This window comes from Paenibacillus polysaccharolyticus, assembly GCF_900102085.1.
Lineage (GTDB): Bacteria > Bacillota > Bacilli > Paenibacillales > Paenibacillaceae > Paenibacillus > Paenibacillus polysaccharolyticus.
On the sequence record NZ_FMVM01000002.1, the window covers coordinates 113,466 to 132,443 of the forward strand.

16 protein-coding genes are annotated in these 18,978 nt (G+C 45.1%); 13 read left to right on the top strand and 3 right to left on the bottom strand.

The features are described 5' to 3' along the window. Positions 1-6: 6 nt before the first annotated feature. The 7 genes from BLQ13_RS03080 to BLQ13_RS03110 all read left to right on the top strand — a co-directional run bounded on the left by BLQ13_RS03080 (position 7) and on the right by BLQ13_RS03110 (position 7,533). Positions 7-1,488 carry a sugar ABC transporter ATP-binding protein gene (locus BLQ13_RS03080; protein WP_090915881.1) on the top strand — a complete coding sequence of 494 codons (1,482 nt, stop codon included), beginning with the start codon at positions 7-9 and terminating at the stop codon, positions 1,486-1,488. 1 nt (position 1,489) lies between these two features. Further along, positions 1,490-2,461 (top strand): ABC transporter permease subunit, encoded by a 972-nt coding sequence (locus BLQ13_RS03085; protein WP_090915883.1) that lies wholly within the window; start codon positions 1,490-1,492, stop codon positions 2,459-2,461. 15 nt (positions 2,462-2,476) lie between these two features. Beyond that, positions 2,477-3,409, top strand: a complete 933-nt coding sequence (rbsB, locus tag BLQ13_RS03090) for a ribose ABC transporter substrate-binding protein RbsB (RefSeq protein WP_090915885.1) — start codon at positions 2,477-2,479, stop codon at positions 3,407-3,409. A 176-nt stretch (positions 3,410-3,585) separates the two neighbouring features. Next, positions 3,586-3,837, top strand: coding sequence for a hypothetical protein (locus tag BLQ13_RS03095; RefSeq protein WP_090915887.1), 252 nt, complete (start codon positions 3,586-3,588; stop codon positions 3,835-3,837). 440 nt (positions 3,838-4,277) lie between these two features. Continuing rightward, entirely contained in the window at positions 4,278-5,021 is a 744-nt protein-coding gene (locus tag BLQ13_RS03100; RefSeq protein WP_090915889.1) for a YggS family pyridoxal phosphate-dependent enzyme, read from the top strand. Positions 5,022-5,041: 20 nt separating this feature from the next. Further along, complete coding sequence (locus BLQ13_RS03105) at positions 5,042-6,247, top strand: benzoate/H(+) symporter BenE family transporter (protein WP_090915891.1); 1,206 nt, start codon at positions 5,042-5,044, stop codon at positions 6,245-6,247. A 26-nt stretch (positions 6,248-6,273) separates the two neighbouring features. Beyond that, positions 6,274-7,533: a serine hydroxymethyltransferase gene (locus BLQ13_RS03110; protein ID WP_090915892.1), complete on the top strand. Its 1,260-nt coding sequence runs from the start codon at positions 6,274-6,276 to the stop codon at positions 7,531-7,533. A 71-nt stretch (positions 7,534-7,604) separates the two neighbouring features. On the opposite strand, the gene pdxR is transcribed toward BLQ13_RS03110, so the two are convergent. Then, positions 7,605-9,032: a MocR-like pyridoxine biosynthesis transcription factor PdxR gene (pdxR, locus tag BLQ13_RS03115; RefSeq protein ID WP_090915894.1), complete on the bottom strand. Its 1,428-nt coding sequence runs from the start codon at positions 9,030-9,032 to the stop codon at positions 7,605-7,607. Positions 9,033-9,278: 246 nt separating this feature from the next. Here pdxR and BLQ13_RS03120 point away from each other — a divergent pair, with 246 nt between their 5' ends. The 6 genes from BLQ13_RS03120 to BLQ13_RS03145 all read left to right on the top strand — a co-directional run bounded on the left by BLQ13_RS03120 (position 9,279) and on the right by BLQ13_RS03145 (position 16,540). Next, complete coding sequence (locus BLQ13_RS03120) at positions 9,279-11,360, top strand: serine hydrolase domain-containing protein (RefSeq protein WP_090915895.1); 2,082 nt, start codon at positions 9,279-9,281, stop codon at positions 11,358-11,360. A gap of 303 nt (positions 11,361-11,663) precedes the next feature. Continuing rightward, positions 11,664-13,112: an amino acid ABC transporter substrate-binding protein/permease gene (locus BLQ13_RS03125; protein ID WP_090915897.1), complete on the top strand. Its 1,449-nt coding sequence runs from the start codon at positions 11,664-11,666 to the stop codon at positions 13,110-13,112. Beyond that, positions 13,105-13,833 carry an amino acid ABC transporter ATP-binding protein gene (locus BLQ13_RS03130; protein ID WP_090915899.1) on the top strand — a complete coding sequence of 243 codons (729 nt, stop codon included), beginning with the start codon at positions 13,105-13,107 and terminating at the stop codon, positions 13,831-13,833. Before BLQ13_RS03125 ends, BLQ13_RS03130 begins: the two co-directional genes overlap by 8 nt. Before the next feature lie 173 nt (positions 13,834-14,006). Continuing rightward, the gene (locus BLQ13_RS03135) at positions 14,007-14,369 is read left to right on the top strand and encodes a hypothetical protein (RefSeq protein ID WP_244159202.1); all 363 of its coding nucleotides are present in this window, start codon (positions 14,007-14,009) and stop codon (positions 14,367-14,369) included. A gap of 85 nt (positions 14,370-14,454) precedes the next feature. Continuing rightward, positions 14,455-15,045: a TetR/AcrR family transcriptional regulator gene (locus tag BLQ13_RS03140; protein WP_090915901.1), complete on the top strand. Its 591-nt coding sequence runs from the start codon at positions 14,455-14,457 to the stop codon at positions 15,043-15,045. A gap of 82 nt (positions 15,046-15,127) precedes the next feature. Then, the gene (locus BLQ13_RS03145) at positions 15,128-16,540 is read left to right on the top strand and encodes an MFS transporter (protein WP_090915903.1); all 1,413 of its coding nucleotides are present in this window, start codon (positions 15,128-15,130) and stop codon (positions 16,538-16,540) included. A 124-nt stretch (positions 16,541-16,664) separates the two neighbouring features. Here BLQ13_RS03145 and BLQ13_RS03150 read toward each other — a convergent pair whose 3' ends face one another. Continuing rightward, positions 16,665-17,954 carry a glycoside hydrolase family 27 protein gene (locus BLQ13_RS03150; protein ID WP_090915905.1) on the bottom strand — a complete coding sequence of 430 codons (1,290 nt, stop codon included), beginning with the start codon at positions 17,952-17,954 and terminating at the stop codon, positions 16,665-16,667. Between the two features lie 116 nt (positions 17,955-18,070). After that, positions 18,071-18,952, bottom strand: coding sequence for a helix-turn-helix domain-containing protein (locus BLQ13_RS03155; RefSeq protein WP_090915907.1), 882 nt, complete (start codon positions 18,950-18,952; stop codon positions 18,071-18,073). Positions 18,953-18,978 lie beyond the last annotated feature (26 nt).

An 18,978-nucleotide genomic window follows, 5' to 3' on the forward strand; every position in this document is an offset into this window, starting at 1 on the left:
AGCACCATGCACATTCAGATGCATAATATCCATAAAGCGTTTGGCACAAATCAAGTGTTAAGCGGTGTGGATTTTGAATTAAAAGAAGGCGAGGTTCATGCCCTGATGGGGGAGAATGGCGCCGGGAAATCAACGCTGATGAACATTTTGATCGGTCTGCACCAACGGGATCAAGGAACCATAGAGATTGATGGCAAAGAGACGTACTTCGGTAGTCCAAAAGAAGCAGAGCAGCTTGGGCTTACGTTTATTCACCAAGAATTGAATGTCTGGCCTGAGATGACGGTACTGGATAACCTGTTTATCGGTAAAGAGATATCGTCCTCCATGGGGTTGCTGAACACAAAACAAATGAAAGCGCTTGCTAGTGAACAATTCGCCAAACTTTCGGTGGACATTCCGCTAGAACGCCCTGCAGGAGAGTGCTCTGTCGGACAGCAGCAGATGATTGAGATAGCTAAAGCGCTTATGACCGAGGCCAAAGTCATTATCATGGACGAGCCTACAGCGGCTTTGACTGAACGTGAAATTCAGAAATTGTTTGAGGTCATTCGTTCTGTGCAAAAAAATGGCGTATCCGTTGTTTACATCTCTCACCGAATGGAGGAAATTTTCACGATCTGTGATCGCATCACCATTATGCGTGACGGGCGAACCGTGGATACCAAAGCCATTCCCGAGACAAACTTTGATGAAGTTGTACGCAAGATGGTAGGTCGTGAGCTGACTGAGCGTTATCCGTCCCGTCATCCGAAATCTGGTGAAGTCGTGCTTGAGGTGAGGGAAGCAAATCGGAAGGGATTATTCGAAAATGTCAGCTTTGACGTGAAGGCCGGTGAAGTACTCGGTTTCTCTGGTCTGATGGGATCGGGGCGTACGGAGATCATGAGAGCGATCTTTGGTCTGGATCGATTGGATAGCGGAGAGATTAAGATACGTGGCAAAAAAGTAAATATTCGCAAACCGGCGGATGCGGTGAAGCACGGTATCGGTTTTATAACAGAAGACCGGAAGGATGAAGGGCTGGTGCTCGACTTTTCCATCCGTGAAAATATGGCACTGATGAACCTATTCAGTTTTTCCAGCAAAGGCTTCATCTCGAATGGGAAAGAGCAGGAGTTTGTAGACACACTCATCAAACGGTTGCAGATCAAAACCCAATCCTCGGAAACCGCAGCCCGGAATTTGTCCGGTGGGAACCAGCAGAAGGTTGTCATTGCCAAATGGGTAGGTATCGGTCCAAGCGTGCTCATTCTGGACGAGCCTACACGCGGGGTAGACGTTGGAGCGAAGCGTGAGATCTATCAGCTCATGAACGAACTGACGGATCGCGGGGTAGCTATTATCATGGTTTCATCCGAACTGCCTGAAGTGCTGGGTATGAGCGACCGCATTGCCGTTGTGCATGAAGGTCACATTACCGGCGTTCTACCGAAGGAACAAGCGACACAAGAACACATTATGACTCTAGCTACAGGGGGACAGTAACATGACAACGATGCAGGATACTAAAACAGCCAAAAGCGGGTTCCGCTTGTCTAGCGTAACACAAAAACTCGGCCCACTTCTCGGATTAATCATTCTAATTGTGATTGTTTCCGTGCTCAATCCAAGCTTTTTGGAACCACTTAATATTCTAAATTTGCTACGCCAGGTTTCCATTAATGCTTTAATTGCATTTGGCATGACGTTTGTTATTCTTACTGGCGGGATTGACTTGTCGGTTGGTTCTATACTTGCGCTATCAAGTGCCTTCGTAGCCAATATGATGTTATCCGGTCTTGATCCAATCCTGTCCATCATCATTGGGGTAGCCCTTGGTGGAGTCATGGGTATGGTGAATGGACTGATGATTACCAAGGGTAACATGGCTCCATTTATCGCAACCCTTGCAACGATGACCATTTTTAGAGGTCTGACACTGGTATATACCAATGGTAATCCGATTACAGGTCTGGGCGATAGCCTGCTGTTCCAATTGTTTGGACGCGGATACTTGCTCGGTATTCCAGTACCAGCAATTACGATGCTGATTACGTTTGTAATTCTGTGGACTATTTTGCATAAAACGGCCTTCGGCCGCAAAACGTACGCCATCGGCGGTAATGAAAAAGCTTCCATCATCTCGGGTATCAAAGTATCCCGCGTCAAAATTATGATCTACTCCCTTGCAGGTATGCTTGCTGCGCTGGCCGGCGCGATTCTGACATCGCGTCTGAACTCCGCTCAACCTACGGCAGGTACATCCTATGAGCTGGATGCCATCGCAGCGGTTGTGCTGGGCGGAACAAGCCTTTCCGGCGGCCGCGGACGCATTGTAGGTACATTGATTGGTGTGCTGATCATTGGTGTGCTGAATAACGGTCTGAACCTGCTCGGTGTGAACTCCTTCTACCAAATGGTTGTGAAGGGTGTCGTTATTGCTATCGCAGTCCTGCTGGACCGCAAGAAAACCGCTTAAGGGAGAGAAAACAACATGAAAAAATGGACACTAACGCTTGTTAGCATGATACTGATCGTTGTTCTAGCCGGATGTTCGCTGGAGCCACCAGGCTGGGCGAAACCAAAGTCAGCCGGAGGTAAGGAACAGAAGAAAATCGGTTTGTCGATCTCGACACTGAACAACCCGTTCTTCGTTTCACTGAAAGATGGTGTCGTAGCCGAAGCACAGAAACAAGGTATTCAGGTTGTTGTCGTAGATGCACAGAACGATTCTGCGAAGCAAACGAATGATGTGGACGATTTGATTCAGCAAGGCGTTGATGCTTTGCTGATTAACCCGGCAGATTCCGCTGCAATCTCTACAGCGGTTCAATCCGCTAATAGTGTGGGCATTCCAGTAATTACGCTTGACCGCTCTGCGGATAAAGGTGAAGTTGCAGCACTTGTTGCTTCCGATAATGCAAAGGGTGGACGCATGGCTGCTGAATATATCGTGAAACAGCTTGGTGAAGGTGCTAAAGTGATTGAACTTGAAGGTGTACCGGGTGCATCAGCTACCCGTGAGCGTGGCAAAGGTTTCCACGAGATTGCAGACCAAAAGCTGGACGTGGTTGCGAAACAATCCGCTGACTTTGACCGCTCCAAAGGGTTGAATGTCATGGAGAACTTATTGCAAGGTAACCCAGGAGTGCAAGCCGTGTTTGCCCATAATGACGAAATGGCTCTTGGTGCCATTGAAGCAATCCAAAGTTCGGGGAAAGATATCCCGGTGATCGGATTTGATGGTAATGATGATGCCATTAAATCGATTCAGGATGGTAAACTAACAGCAACTGTAGCTCAACAACCTGAGTTGATCGGACAGCTCGCATTGCAAGCCGCACTCGATGTGCTGAGCGGTAAACAAGTGGAGAAATCCATCCCGGCTGAGTTGAAGCTGGTAACCAAGGAAAACGTGAATCAATAAAATTAGTGAGTAAGAGAATCCCGTTCTGGACAAAAAAGCCGGAATGGGATTTTTTATAACAATGAGAAGAAAATCACTTTGAAAACTTATACGTTGTTTTATTTTGTAATTATATTTGTAGGTCCACGAACAGTGGTCATTTTCGATTGATATCTTAGGCCTTGGGGTGATAAAAATTGAACATCGTTGAACTAGCAATTGTATTAAGTGACGATCCACGAGCCGAACATGCTGATTTGGTAGCCTTACCTTTTGTTCCAAGAAAAGATGAGTTAATTCTCTGGAATAACAAGCTCTATATTGTAACCAATGTATTGTATGCTTTTGATACTGATCCAGCCAACTACAATAATGACGCTCATCCAGAAAAACAAAGTTTAGTCGCTCTTGATATTTGTTATAAAGTTTTATTAAAGCCTGCAAGATAATGCAGTTCTTTAGGAACTCACCTTGTTTCTATAACTGGAAAAGCGGAGCTGAAAGCTTTCTGAAAGAAAGCTACATCGGAAGCATAGGCTTCGCCTTTATCACCGGATTTTCCCCTTTGGAAAAGGGAATCCAAAAAATCTGGGGATAACCGCTACTCTCCAGGTTATTCTGTCATTGGAGTGGCCAGTGTAAAATCTTTAGTTCAACTTATATAGTTGGTGATTAAAATCAACCCTTTATACACTGGGTTGAACAATCGTTTTTAATACCATGAGTCGCCACTGTGCGGCTCTTTTTTATTGGGAATATAAAATACTCAAAGCAAAGATTGTTGTATTTGGATTTTGGATTGCTCAAAAATCATATCTTTGGATATACGTATTCAATCCATAGATTGTTATACTGTCATTTAAATGGTGAGTAGAAAGGGGCATCTGGCTTGGATTATCCGGTTGAAGAAAATTTAAAAATGGTTAGAAAACAAATGGCACTGGCTTGCAAGGCTTCTGGACGAAATGTTAACGATGTGCAGCTGCTTTTAGCCACGAAAACGGTACCGCTGGAGAAGTTACAGATTGCCGTGCAGGCAGGTGAACATCTGTTTGGAGAAAACAAGGTGCAGGAACTGCGAGATAAATATCCTCTTATGGAGCAGTCCAAAGCGTTGGAATGGCATTTTATCGGCCATCTGCAGACGAATAAAGTTAAGGAGGTAGTTAAGTATGTGACAATGATCCATTCGGTGGATCGTCTGAAGCTCGGGCAGGTCTTGCATGACCAGCTTGTCAAAGAACAGCGGACAATGGACATTCTTGTACAAATTAATACGTCCTATGAAGAAAGTAAATTCGGTGCTTCTCCAGAGGATGCAGTGGAACTCGTTGAACAATTGTCTCAATTTGAAACGCTTCATGTAAAAGGATTAATGACGATAGGGAAGCTGCATGCATCAGCTGATGAGACACGCCAATGTTTTCGCTTGTTGAAACAGCTCAGCATGCAGATCAGAGAGAGAAACATCCCACGCGTCGAGATGGAAATGTTATCGATGGGCATGTCCGGTGATTTCAGTATGGCGATTGAAGAGGGAGCGACCATCGTTCGAGTGGGAACCAATGTGTTTGGCCCACGTTATCTGCCCGATGAATATTACTGGAACGAACATAAAAAGATAGAAGATTAGTTGAGGGGCAGGGGTTTACATTGAAAACAGCATCTAATAAGATTCGCGGGCGCGATCTAATATCACCAGTGACCGCTGCATTAATTTCTGTAATTGTTAATTACGGAGGGACGTTCATTCTTGTGTTTCAAGCGGCCAAAGCAGCTGGATTGAGCCCGGAAATGACCGCATCCTGGATATGGTCCATTTCGATTGGCGTCGGGATCACGGGGATATGGCTTAGTTACCGCTACAAAGAACCTATCATTACTGCGTGGTCTACACCGGCTGCAGCCTTCCTTGTCTCCATGCTGGCTGTAACTCCTTATTCAGAAGCCGTAGGTGCTTATATGATATCAGCCGTTGGTTTTATCATTTTGGGCATGTCGGGTTTGTTCGAACGGTTCGTGCGATTGATCCCGCCAGGGATCGCTTCGGGTTTACTTGCAGGCATTTTACTCCAGTTTGGTATCTCCGCGTTTGAAGGGGCTAAGGTCGAACCTGTACTGGTTATTCTGTTGTTCACCGCCTATATCGTATTAAAACGGTTTACATCTCGCTATGCCATCGTTGGTATATTGGTTCTCGGTCTGATCTACCTGATGATTATGGGAAAAACGGATTTCAGTTCCATTCAGCTCGCAGTCGCTTTACCTGTATTCACTGCGCCTGAATTCTCAATTCAAGCGTTGCTCGGTGTGGCCCTGCCGTTATTTATTATTACACTGACGGGGCAGTACATGCCAGGTATGCTGGTTCTCCGCAATGACGGTTTTCGAACGAGTGCTAACCCTATATTAACGGTAACCGGACTGGGTTCACTAATCGCTGCACCATTCGGCTCACATGCATTTAACGTGGCAGCCATTACCGCAGCCATATGCACAGGGAAAGATGCGCATGAAGATAAGTCCAAGCGTTATATTGCGGGCATTGCCTGCGGAGTCTTCTACATAACTGTCGGAATTTTTGGCGTAACCTTAGCCGCATTATTTTTAATTCTTCCCGCAGCTTTTATCGCCACATTAGCAGGGCTAGCTTTACTTGGAACGATCGGCGGCAGCCTGGCTAACGCTCTGGCGGACCCGAACGGACGGGAGACGGCATTAATTACATTTTTAGCGACAGCGGCTAATGTAACTTTGTTTGGCATCGGCGGTGCATTTTGGGGACTTGTGGCTGGAGTCATGGCGCATCTACTAATCCATTATAAATTTGCCAAAAAACCACTTGGAACAAATGGTTAAGAAACCTGGAAGGGATGATGATCAGAATGTTAAAACATATAGAGAGCCAAGATGAAATTTTGGCAGCAGCAACCCGTCACGAGCTTGCAAGGCAGAGGGATACGATAGAACTGATTGCTTCAGAGAATTTTGTGAGCCAAGCCGTAATGGAGGCCACGGCCAGCGTATTAACCAATAAATATGCAGAGGGTTATTCGGGCAGAAGATATTATGGTGGATGCGAGCATGTTGATACCGTAGAGGATATTGCTAATCAGCGCCTGAAACAATTATTTGGTGCTGAACATGCGAATGTGCAGCCTCATTCCGGTTCACAGGCGAATATGGCTGTATATTTTGCCTCAGTCCAGATGGGAGATACGATTCTTGGAATGAATCTTGCTCATGGCGGTCATCTGACACATGGGAATCTTGTTAATTTTTCAGGAAGATTTTATCACTTTGTTCCCTATGGTGTTGATCCACAAACAGGTCTTATTGACTTCGATGAAGTTCGAAAACTGGCTCACAAACATCGTCCACGAATGATCGTTGCAGGCGGGAGTGCATACCCGAGGCGTATTGATTTTGAGATTTTTGCTCAAATTGCTTCCGAAGTGGGAGCATTACTGTTTGTAGATATGGCACACATTGCGGGCATTGTTGCAGCAGGATTACACCCTAACCCCGTACCGCATGCACATATTGTATCAACCACGACACATAAGACGCTGCGAGGTCCGCGTGGAGGTGCTATTTTGTGTAAAGAATCCTGGGCACAGGCCATCGATAAAGCTGTATTTCCGGGAACGCAGGGTGGGCCATTTATGCATATTATTGCTGGAAAAGCAGTCGCTTTTGGGGAAGCAATGCAATCTGATTTCACTGTTTATATGAGCAACGTTCTGAATAATGCTAAAGTAATGGCGGAAACACTAATCAATGAAGGGCTTACTCTAGTTTCTGGAGGGACAGATAATCATCTCATTCTCGTTGATCTGCGCAGCGTTGGCCTTACGGGTAAAGACGCTCAAATTATGCTGGATGAAGCAGGCATCACGGCAAACAAAAATTCGATTCCTCATGATACAGCGAGTCCGTTAGTTACAAGCGGTATTCGGTTTGGAACGCCTGCCATGACAACGAGAGGACTTGGTGCCGGGGAGATGAAAGAAATTGCCGAGCTTATCGCGCTTGCTTTTAAAAATCCAGCGAACACTAAAGTAAAACAGCACATATCAGGTTGTGTGCGCGAGATCACATCACGGTTTCCCCTGTACGAAGCAGGGACATCGTTCACCTCATAAATAGATAGAGCCCGCCTGCAATCTTCTCTAATTGTCCATTAGCATTGCCGGAGGGCTCTATTCAATCGTTATTATAAGGTACGGGCAAATCGGGAGATGCCTTCTTCAATTCGTTCCTCATCCACTTTTGCAAAACCTAATACCCACCCCTTACGATCACTCTCCAGACAGTATCTGCTCAACGGATAAACACAGACACCCTGCTTGCGGGCGGCAGAGGTTATTGCTGCTTCATCACATGACGCATCTGCTTCAAGAAGGATATGTAATCCCGTTTCTACTCCGCTTAATCTAAAACGCGAACTAAGACCGGAAGAATGGATCGCTTTGGTCATGACCTCGTGTCTGCGGCGATAAATGTTACGAACTCTTCTCATGTGGCGCATAAATTGCCCACGTTCAATAAAATGATTCAGCGTCAGCTGCTCCATTATGGGTAAATGGCGATAAGTCAGTTCATGAATCTGGGTAAGCCGCTCAATCGCTGCCTGAGGTCCTATAATTGCGGATAAACGTATACCGGGCGCAATCATTTTGGAGAAACTCATCATATAAAGCGTATTCTGAGGCAGCTGGCTGAACAGGGTAGGAATCGGGTCTCCACGATATCTGAATTCGCTATCGTAATCGTCCTCGATAATCCACATTCCACGTTTTCCGGCCAACTGCATGAATTGCTGTCTTCGTGGCTCAGACATGATGATTCCGGTCGCGCATTGGTGCGAAGGGGTGACAAATACGAGCCTCGATTCTGGGTGGATGCGATCTACACATAGTCCCTGCTCATCTACCGGTACGGCATCAATCTGCATACCGCGGTATTTCATGGTGGTCCAGGCAGCAGGAAAACCGGGGTCCTCCACGGACACTCTGTCTCCTTCAGTCAGAAGTGCCTGAGCAATCAAATCAATGCTGTGCTGAGCACCTGAAGTTAACAAAATCTGATCAGCTTCAATATGAATTCCTCGTTCTAATGACAAGTATCGCTGGATCTGTTCCCGTAGCGGCAGGAAACCTCTGGCATCGCCATACGACCAGATATCGAGGTTGGGTTCAGCAGATACCTGCAAAAATGATTTTCTCCAGGATTGGGTGAACGTCTCATCGATGTAAGGCTCGTGAGGGTTAAAATCAATATCCACCTGCATGGTATCATGATCTCCAAACCAACTCTGCAGTTTGGTGATGGATTCGTGTACTAAAGGCAATACGGGAGGCACAGGCCCGGACTGCGGCTCCTCATCTAAAGAACGGAGCACTTGGATCGAGCTACTGACTCTTGTTCCACCGCGACGTGAAGTTACTGTATAACCCCGGCTGAATAATTCTTCGTAAACGATCTGAATTGTAGATCGTGAAACACCGATTCGCCCAGCTAACTCACGTGACGGAAGTAGCAGCTCACCTGGAGGCCAGTTCCCGGTTGTAATGTTGTGAATAGCCTGGTCAAGCAGCTGCTGCCAGATGGGACGGTCATCATTTCGGTTCACTTTTAACATCATAACAACTCCGTTGTTGTTGAATTTATGGATTGTATATTAATAGCACATAATGAAAATTTGGGCCTTCCATTGTAGGAAATATTATCATGACAATGGTTCAAGCTGCAATGATGAATAACGATGAATATATTTTTTCCTGTTCATCTCCAGTTCATATTCAGGACGTGGGTAGTTCATTTTCTTTGTTTATACTGCGTTAGGTAACAGCTCATACACGACGACCACAGAGCAGAATAGGAGAAGATGAATTTGATACGAAAAAAAAGAATGTCCATCGTTGCCATGACCTTGGCATTTGCGATGTTAACGCCCACAGCTGCATATGCTACCGAGCTTCCAGGTAGACTAGACTACGGATTGACTCAAAAATCAGTTGTAGCGAAAACGAAAACACTGACCGAAACCTACGGTGTCGCGAGTGTACAGTACGCACTTATCGATGGAGGGGAGATCGTTCTCTCTGGACAGACAGGAATGAATGACCCGGAGAATCGTGTGCCACTCACGTCAAACACCATGTATGGCATAGGATCGACAAGTAAAATGTTTCTCACAACCGCTGTCATGAAGTTGGTGGATGAGGGCAAAGTGAAATTGGACGATCCTGTAGTGGGTTATATTCCTGAATTTAAAATGAAGGACAAGCGTTATGCTCAGATTACAGTACGTATGCTGTTAAATCATTCATCGGGATTACTTGGCACATCCAGTAATAGCGCGATTCTGTTCGAAGATCCAGATACACACGCACATGATACATTACTGGAACAGTTAGCCTCACAACATTTGAAGGCAGATCCTGGAGCTTACTCGGTTTATAGTAATGACGGGTTTTCATTAGCTGAGATTCTGGTAGAACGAGTTAGCAGGTTGAGTTTTACGGAATTCATGCATCGTCATATCACCACACCTCTAGGCATGAATCATACCAAGACGCCACAAGATCCGCTCGATGTGAAACACATGGCAACGACATACTCCCCCAAGAAGGAACGGCAGCCTTTGGAGACAACCAATATGATTGCTTCAGGTGGCATCTATTCCACAGCCGAAGATTTAGTGAAGCTGTCACAAGTATTCACGAACGAGAAGAATGGTGTTCTTTCCGAAGAATCAGCGAAAGCTACCGGACAGGAAGAGTACAAGAGGGGAATGTGGCCAGAGGACGGTGATTCATCCATTGCGTATGGACTTGGGTGGGATAGTGTAAACTTGTTTCCGTTCAATCAGTATGGGATCAAGGCATGGACTAAAGGCGGAAATACAATTGCTTATCATTCCTCTCTGATTGTATTGCCTGAGTATAATATGGCTGCAGCCGTTACATCTTCGGGAGGTTCAAGTTCAACGAATCAATTGATTGCAACAGAGCTGTTGCTAAGTAGCCTGGAAGAAAAGAAGCTGATTCCGGAGCGTAAACCGGAGAAGTCACATGGAGTACCTGTGAAAGCAGAGATGCCGAAGGAAGAGATGAAACATTCAGGAATCTATGGTGGCGGAGCCAACATGTTGATGAAGCTGGATGTTCAGGAGAATGGGCAACTCACGATGTCGATGTTAGCGACACCAAATAGCCCGAAACAGACGTACACCTATATTGCTGACGGTTCTTTTGTGAATGAGGCAGGTACGGAGAAAGTGAAATTTGTTAAGGAAGATAACGGAAATACGTATCTTTGGACACGTTCGTATCAATCGGCTCCTGGGCTCGGTCAGCTTGCTTCTTCGGAGTATAAGGCTGAAAAGCTTCAAGCCAATCTATTGTCAGACGAAGCCAAAGCTGCGTGGCAAGCGCGTGTGGGTAAAGCGTATGTACTCGTGAATGAGAAACATACCTCGACTCTATATAATACAGCAATGCCGCTGATACCTATTCAGTTGTTAAGTGAGTTACCAGGTTATATTTATACGAATGCTATTACGGATGGGGATCAGGCTGTGAATCAATTGCAGATTCCGGGTGTAGCAGGTCGTGATACGATGGAATTTACCTTTTACAAACAAGACGGTGTGGAGTATGTGTCACAAGGAGGCAATATATATGCCAACCAGGATATCGTGAAACCGATCTATGCAGGTCAGCAATCCAAAACGACGATCCAGTCGAATGGTTATGCCAAATGGTTCTCGATTCCAGCTGCGGCTCGCGGGAAAGAAATGAAAGTGAATTTGCCCTCCGATGGTTCATTTGTTGTGTATGATGCGTCTGGTGCCAGTCTGAATCACAGCGTAGTCAGTGGTCAATCGACAATGGTACTGCCCGAGAGAGGCTACCTTGTCTTTGCTGGTGAAGCTGGATCAGTCTTTGAGATTACGTTAAAATAAAGCATGAACCCATCTTAAGAATTATAGTTTATCGATTGAGAATTAATGCATATCTATAAGATAGCCAAAAAGTCGCATTTTGCGGCTTTTTGGCATTTTAATGTTTCAAATTTAAAATTTAAGTTTCGACAACCTGACCACCAGGGTAAGTATAAGAGGACTTTTACAAGTGGATTGAAGAAATGCCATGGAAACAAAAATGAAGGTGGGTAGAAAGAGCATTGATTGGTCAAGAGCTGAGAATAATAACCTTAGCATGATTCGGGACATACGTATGGCATGACGTCAAGACGAGGAGGACATATGAAGAATAACAGGATTACATTAATTATACTTACCATGGTGCTGCTTCTGGTGTCCGGCTTTACAGGTTGGACGGGAAGTGTGCAGGCACAATCGGATTCGGGCCAAACTTATGTGATCGGTACCGACATTACCTTCGCACCGTTTGAATTTGAGGATATAAACGGAGAACTTGTCGGCATTGACATGGATATCCTTGCAGCGATTGCGAAGGACCAGAATTTCAAATATGAGATCAAAGCCTTAGGTTTTAACGCAGCGGTGCAGGCACTGGAATCCAATCAAGTAGATGGTGTTATTGCAGGTATGAGTATTACGGATGAACGTAAAACCCAATTTGATTTTTCCGATATGTATTTTGAATCAGGCGTTGTTATGGGCATTAAAGCGAACAATGATACAATAAAAAGCTATGAGGATCTGCGTGGTAAAAAGGTTGCAGTAAAAACGGGGACGGAAGGGTATCGTTTTGCTGAAGCGAACGCATCTAAGTATGGGTTTACCATTGTACCTTTTGATGATTCGGCGCTAATGTATGAAGATGTGAAAACGGGAAATTCTGCAGCCTGTTTTGATGATTACCCTGTATTGAAATATGGGGAGAATCAAAAAAACGGACTGAAAGTTGTTACAGAACCAGAAAAAGGTGCCCCTTACGGCTTTGCTGTAAGTAAAGGTAAAAACCAGGAGTTGCTGCAGAAGTTTAATGCAGGCCTTGCAAACATCAAGGAAAGCGGTGAATACAAGCGTATTGTAGATAAGTATATAGGTGACAATGCGGAGACTGTTGCAAGCCTGGGACGGATGGAACTTGTAATCAAGTCTCTTCCATCCTTGCTGAAAGGTTTGGGAAACACACTTTTATATACGATCATGTCTCTATTTTTTGCCTTTATCATCGGCTTAATCTTTGCCTTTATGAAGGTAGGACGCAACAAAATTTTACGTGGGATTGCTACCGTATTCGTGGATGTCTTCCGGGGTATTCCGTTGCTTGTTCTCGCATTTTTCATTTACTTCGGTATCCCTCAGGCATTCGGATTTACGATGCCGCTATTCTTGGCAGCGATTCTGACGTTGAGCTTAAATGCCGGAGCATACGTCACTGAAATTATCCGTGGGGGTATTCAATCGATTGATCGCGGACAGATGGAGGCGGCTCGTTCACTCGGACTTCCGTATCGCAAAGCGATGATGAAAATTGTCATTCCTCAGGCGATCCGTGTGATGATTCCTTCATTTATCAACCAGATGGTTATTACATTGAAGGATACATCGATCTTGTCCGTTATCGGGCTGGTTGAGCTTACGCAGTCTGGTAAAATCATTATTGCCAGATCCCTGGCCTCGTTTGACATTTGGTTAACGGTTGCAATAATGTACTTAATCGTTATTATAATACTGACTAAAATTGCCGATTATCTGGAGGTGAGAATCCGTCGTGGGTAAAATTAGAATAGAAGGTCTGAAGAAAAGTTTTGGTTCCAATCAGGTGTTGAAAGGAATAGACGTGACTGTGAACGAAGGAGAGGTTGTATGTGTGATCGGCCCCTCCGGTTCGGGGAAAAGTACATTTCTGCGTTGTGTGAACTGTTTAGAGGATATCACCGCAGGCCGTGTTATTGTCGATGATCGTGACTTAAACAGCAAAGATATCGATATCAATAAAGCCCGTGAGAACATCGGCATGGTATTCCAGCATTTTAATCTGTTTCCACACTTCAGTGTGCTCAAAAATATTATGTTTGCGCCAATGGAACTTGGCAAATTAAATCAAGAACAGGCTAGGGAAACCGCGCTTCGCTTGCTTGACCGTGTCGGTCTGGCAGATAAAGCGGATAGCTTTCCAAGCCAGCTCTCGGGTGGACAGAAGCAGCGTGTAGCTATTGCTCGCGCACTCGCGATGAACCCGGATGTGATGTTGTTCGATGAGCCTACGTCGGCGCTTGACCCCGAAATGGTCGGCGAGGTGCTTGGCGTTATGAAAGACCTCGCTAGAGAAGGTATGACGATGATCATTGTTACGCATGAGATGGGCTTTGCCCGCGAAGTTGCGGATCGGGTTATTTTTATGGATGGCGGATATATTGTTGAGGAAGGTAATCCTGAACAGATCTTCGGGAAACCGCAGCACGAACGCACAATCAGCTTTTTGGAAAAGGTGCTCTAATCCCAGTTTTATCATAGTTCAACAAAAAAAAGTCGCGATATGCGGCTTTTTTGTTTTGTACATTGATTGCGTATGGGACTATAATAGGATTCCTGAAACAGTGAATATATTGTATATAACATCTACATAACACCATTTATAAAACCTATGAAAAGGAAAAGGAGCATTTGCCCATGATTGAATCCGTATCTGAGACTGTACAACGACAATCCATTGAAGCCTTTCAGTCCGTGATCCGAAAATCGGAGAACGCTCTGAAGAAAATGGTGGGGAAAGAAGCAAATACATCGGTTATAGAGAAACGACTTCATGCACTAATTGTCAGTTTGTATATATTGGAACACACCTGGAATGGGAGAGATGATCAACATTATAGTAGCCTGGAGATATCCGAGGCACGTCATGTGATGAATAATCTACTGCCTTCTCTTAAACGAATGATGGATAAATCCACAGTTGGAACACCACAATATACCTTACTGGAGAGAAGAATTCGAGCTTTCCAACTTGCTGTGCAGGCGATGGAACAGAAATGAGTTGAACTACTTGACAAAGAGTGATTCAAAAGGTAGTCTTCTTTTATGACAGTGATCACTGACATTTGAGTAAAAGGAGAGCTTCATGTCCAATTCAAGTAAACTGAACATAAAAGAGAAGTTAATGTTAACGGCGATTGAGCTGATCTCGGTTAAGGGATATAAAAGTGTTACAACGCAGGAGATTGCCTTAACCGCCGGCGTAAGTGAGAAGACGTTATTTCGCCACTTTGGTACGAAACTAAATCTGCTCGAGAGTGCATTTGACGAATATCATTATGTCGCAGAAATGACACGACTTTTTGAGGAAGAAGTCGTGTGGAATCTGCATTCTGACTTATTGTTAGTCAGTAAAACTTATCATGAAATCATGCATAAGAACCGTAAACTATTCATGATCAGTCTGAAGGAAATGAATCATTTGCCTGAGTTAAGAACACGAACGATAAGACATCCCCAGCAGTTACTTGAGCTTTTAACCCGATATCTGCAAACGATGTACCAGCAAGGAAAGGTGGTTCAGATCAACGCTGAATTACAGGCTTTCTCCTTCATGGCATTGAATTATGGCTTGTTTATTAACCATATGGAGGATCATGTACATTTTCCGTGGCTTTCATTAGAAGATGTGATTACCGAAAGTGTGTGGACGTTCACTAGGGCGCTAACGCCCTAGTATTTTAAGTTCTAATATGACAGTAAGTACTGACAGTCAATTTTGCGTGTTTTTTTAGTAACGTAAGGAAAAGAGGGAAACGATGAAGACCACAGAGAGTTTAGAGATCCAGTATACATCTGCAACGGGCAAAGAAACTGCACTACTTCGCGTGCTTGTCTTCACTTTGATCATCTCCGTAATGAACGGAATGATGTTTAATGTTGTCCTACCCGTCATTGGAGATCAATTCGAACGGTCGGCTTCCGAGACAAGCTGGATCGTTACCGGATATTTAATTGTATACGCCGTTGGTACAGTCACTTACGGGAAGCTAACAGATCGATATAGCATTAAACATTTAATCACATTTGGACTCTTATTGTTGGCTGCTGGCTCCGTTATAGGAATTCTTTCTACTTCCTACTTTATGATTATTTTGGCTCGTCTGATTCAGGCCGCAGGGGCTGCCGTCATTCCAGCTCTGGCCATGATTATACCAGTTCGATATTTTCCGCCAAACAAGCGTGGTCAGGCACTCGGTACTTCTGCGATCGGAATCGCCCTGGGATCTGCGTTAGGTCCTATTGTTGCCGGATTCGTATCCAGTGCACTTCATTGGAAGTTTCTATTTGCGATTCCGCTACTTTCGCTGTTGACGCTCCCCTTCTATAGAAAGTATTTGAATGATGAGAGGGGAGGGTATGAAAAGATGGACTATCTCGGAGGCATACTGCTCGCCGTAAGCATTGGAGCCATTTTGCTCGCACTAACTCAATTAAATTTGTGGTATTTGCTACTGGGCATTGTAGTTTTAGCCTTGTTTATCCTTCGTATTCTCCACGCAGCATCACCGTTTGTGCAGCCAGCTGTTTTTCGCAACCGCTCCTATACATGGGGAATGATTATTTCATTTGTGTTAGTTGCATGTGGATTTAGCATTCCATTTATTATTCCCCAACTGTTAACCCATGTGTATGATGCTTATCCGGCTCTGACAGGTCTAATTATGTTACCTTCGGCCCTGATTGCAGCATTACTGGGAAGACGAGGAGGAACGTTAGCTGATGATAAAGGCAATGTCTTTTTGATTTATACAGCCTCGACGATGCTTGTTATCGGCTTCATAAGTCTATCGTTTGCTGCCGGCGTGTCATTGTTTTTCGTTTCATCCTTTCTAATCTTGGCGGTTCTTGGTCAATCATATATGCAAATTGCGCTGTCTAATACGATCGCACAGACCCTTTCCAAAGAACAGGTCGGCATTGGTATGGGACTACTGTCGATGTTTAATTTCATCGCGGCTTCTGTATCTACAACCGTTCTTGGCAAGGTCATCGACGGGGGAGCACAGCAGATGCGTTTCAATCCTTTTATCAGCCGATCATCTGCATTTGTATATAGTAATCTATTTATTGTGCTTGCCATGTTGGTTGTGGTAATGACTTTTGTGTATAGATGGCATTTTGATCGTAAGCCCGAAGGACAAATGAATGGATCATCTACATTGTTCTAATAAAGCCGAAAATGCTCTTCCAAGCCAATAGTTACAATCCGTTTTTTTTTCAAAGAAATAGAGAAGAAGAGGTCTGTCATAAACGACAGGCCCCTTCTTTATGGAACGGTTCAGGCGAAATGGTTCACGCAAAACGGTACAGGCGCACACCGTGCGAAGGCACATCCGTGCGTAAAATATCCTCGTTAACTTCTGTCACATCGCCACTCCATAACTCAGTTCCATGGCTTGTAGCAGAAAGGGATAAACCAACTGTATTGAGATTAAGTTCCACCGGGAGTGCTGACTGCTCGCCAACATTAAACACAGCTACATAAGTGGAACCATCGACATGAGATGCCGTCCATACGATCAGATCGCCTTGATGTAGCGCTTCTCTAGCACTATGGCTCTCACGATGCATACGCAGAACCTCACGGTTTGTCAGCAAGGACAGCGTCCAGTCATCGTTATCCCGCAACTCACCGCCAAAGATGAGAGGAGAACGGAAGATACTCCACAGAGACATCATCGTCAATTGCTCATCCTTAGTGAATCTTGTCCACCGATCGGCTCCACCTCCATCCACAGAGCGAATACCAATGTGCCCCAGAGGCAACATATCACAATCCGGCCAACATCCCTCCTTAGGAAGGCCCTGCCACTTACGGCAGCGGTCGAACATATCCAGAAGAAGTGGCCACTGATCCCAGAAATCATCCGTGACCCGCCACATGTTAGCCTGTTCTGCAAAAAATTCAGCGTATTCCACGGGGGCAGGACCGGGAGACAGACTTAATACCATGGGGCGTCCGGCACGTTTGATCGCCTTCGAGATCATCTCAATCTCAGGCTGATGTGTGTCATATAATCTGGAGGCAGCGATATCATCCACTTTGACCAGATCGACACCCCATGAAGCATACAATTCAAACAATGAATCATAGTAAGCTTGCGCGCCTTCTTTGTGGTGATCCACCCCATACATATCGGTATTCCATGGGCAGATGGAGTTGGTATGAGCGATCTCACGGGCGGTGGAGTTTGTTCCTAATAGAGCTGTGTCGGAATGAACTGCTTGCCTTGGAATTCCGCGCATAATATGAATGCCGAATTTCAGTCCCAGACTGTGAACATAATCAGCAAGTGGTTTGAATCCCTGACCATCCGCAGTTGAAGGAAAGCGGTTTTCTGCAGGCATCAGACGTGAGTATTCATCCATAATCAGTGGAACGAAAGGGCGGTATTGCGATGAGTTAGCCAGAGGTTCATACCATTGAATATCAACGGTGATGTAACTCCAACCATATTCTTTCAAGTGTGTAGCCATATACTCCGCATTACCGCGAATTTCCTTTTCAGTGACGGCAGCCCCGTAGCAGTCCCAGCTGTTCCAGCCAAGAGGGGGTGTTGGTGCAACAAGAGTATGATCCATTTGAAGGCTCCTTTACCTGACGTAATTTAAATTATTGCTCCAGTCACATTTATCATAATAAAGTAAAATACATTAATCTACAGTAATGTTAAGTCTTCAATAGCAATATATTGCGGTTAGTCAAAAAACAATCTGCGGTACACGAGGCTCTCGCCGCCGCTTCGGAATTCTCCTGGGGTAAACCCGGTTAACCCTCGAAAAGCTTTGATAAAATAACTTCCACTGGAGTACCCCACTTGGACCGCAATCTGTTCAATGCTTAATGTCGTGCCGCGAAGCAACTCCATCGCTTTCTCGATTCGAACGCGGGTAAGATAGGCACCTGGAGTGAGACCTGTGCTGGCCGAGAATCTGCGAATAAAGTGATATTTGGATAGAGCAACGCGTTCAGCAAGCTGATCCACGCTGACCATACTGGCGTAGTCGCTTTCGATGTACTTCGTAGCCTGCTGAATATGTTCCGGCCAGTTCTCCCGATTATGACGTGCAGTCGTCTGTAAGCGAACAAGCTCTGTCATGAACTGATACACACTGGATGACGCAATTAAAGGGTCCGTTATCCTTCCTGCCGCCGCATCCGTTACAATCATTCGCAGCAGACGGATGGGAGTCGAATCCATGGGGAGAGAAGCAACTTCACCTGATTCTCGCACAAACTTCTGCCAATGAGCCTGAATGAGATCAGGACGGAAAAGTAGGAAAATGAAATGCCATGGCTCAGCACACTCTGGATGATAATAATATCGATGAGCGCTAGGGATATCAGTAAGAAAAGCCTGTCCGGAGGTCACACGGTATGTACGGTCCTTTGTTTCATAAATACCTTCTCCTGCAAGGGTGTACTGAAATAAAAGAAGAGGACCATCCGTTCGTTCCAGCCCATCCCAGTAATACGACGGTTCAGTAATGATATCGCTCCCCGTTGCATACAGCTTACAGAGCTCAAGTTCACGATCTTCGGCAAATCGAAAACCATAGGTCCCTTTTGATAGTTCCATGTATATCCTCCGTCCTTGGATCATTG

Bases quoted from the DNA above. Each gene is read 5' to 3' on its own strand.
- rbsB (WP_090915885.1), top strand. From the start codon at position 2,477: ATGAAAAAATGGACACTAACGCTTGTTAGCATGATACTGATCGTTGTT.
- BLQ13_RS03085 (WP_090915883.1), top strand. From the start codon at position 1,490: ATGACAACGATGCAGGATACTAAAACAGCCAAAAGCGGGTTCCGCTTG.
- pdxR (WP_090915894.1), bottom strand. From the start codon at position 9,032: ATGTTAAAAGTGAACCGAAATGATGACCGTCCCATCTGGCAGCAGCTG.
- BLQ13_RS03125 (WP_090915897.1), top strand. From the start codon at position 11,664: ATGAAGAATAACAGGATTACATTAATTATACTTACCATGGTGCTGCTT.
- BLQ13_RS03155 (WP_090915907.1), bottom strand. From the start codon at position 18,952: ATGGAACTATCAAAAGGGACCTATGGTTTTCGATTTGCCGAAGATCGT.
- BLQ13_RS03080 (WP_090915881.1), top strand. From the start codon at position 7: ATGCACATTCAGATGCATAATATCCATAAAGCGTTTGGCACAAATCAA.
- BLQ13_RS03120 (WP_090915895.1), top strand. From the start codon at position 9,279: ATGAATTTGATACGAAAAAAAAGAATGTCCATCGTTGCCATGACCTTG.
- BLQ13_RS03145 (WP_090915903.1), top strand. From the start codon at position 15,128: ATGAAGACCACAGAGAGTTTAGAGATCCAGTATACATCTGCAACGGGC.
- BLQ13_RS03150 (WP_090915905.1), bottom strand. From the start codon at position 17,954: ATGGATCATACTCTTGTTGCACCAACACCCCCTCTTGGCTGGAACAGC.
- BLQ13_RS03110 (WP_090915892.1), top strand. From the start codon at position 6,274: ATGTTAAAACATATAGAGAGCCAAGATGAAATTTTGGCAGCAGCAACC.
- BLQ13_RS03140 (WP_090915901.1), top strand. From the start codon at position 14,455: ATGTCCAATTCAAGTAAACTGAACATAAAAGAGAAGTTAATGTTAACG.
- BLQ13_RS03135 (WP_244159202.1), top strand. From the start codon at position 14,007: ATGATTGAATCCGTATCTGAGACTGTACAACGACAATCCATTGAAGCC.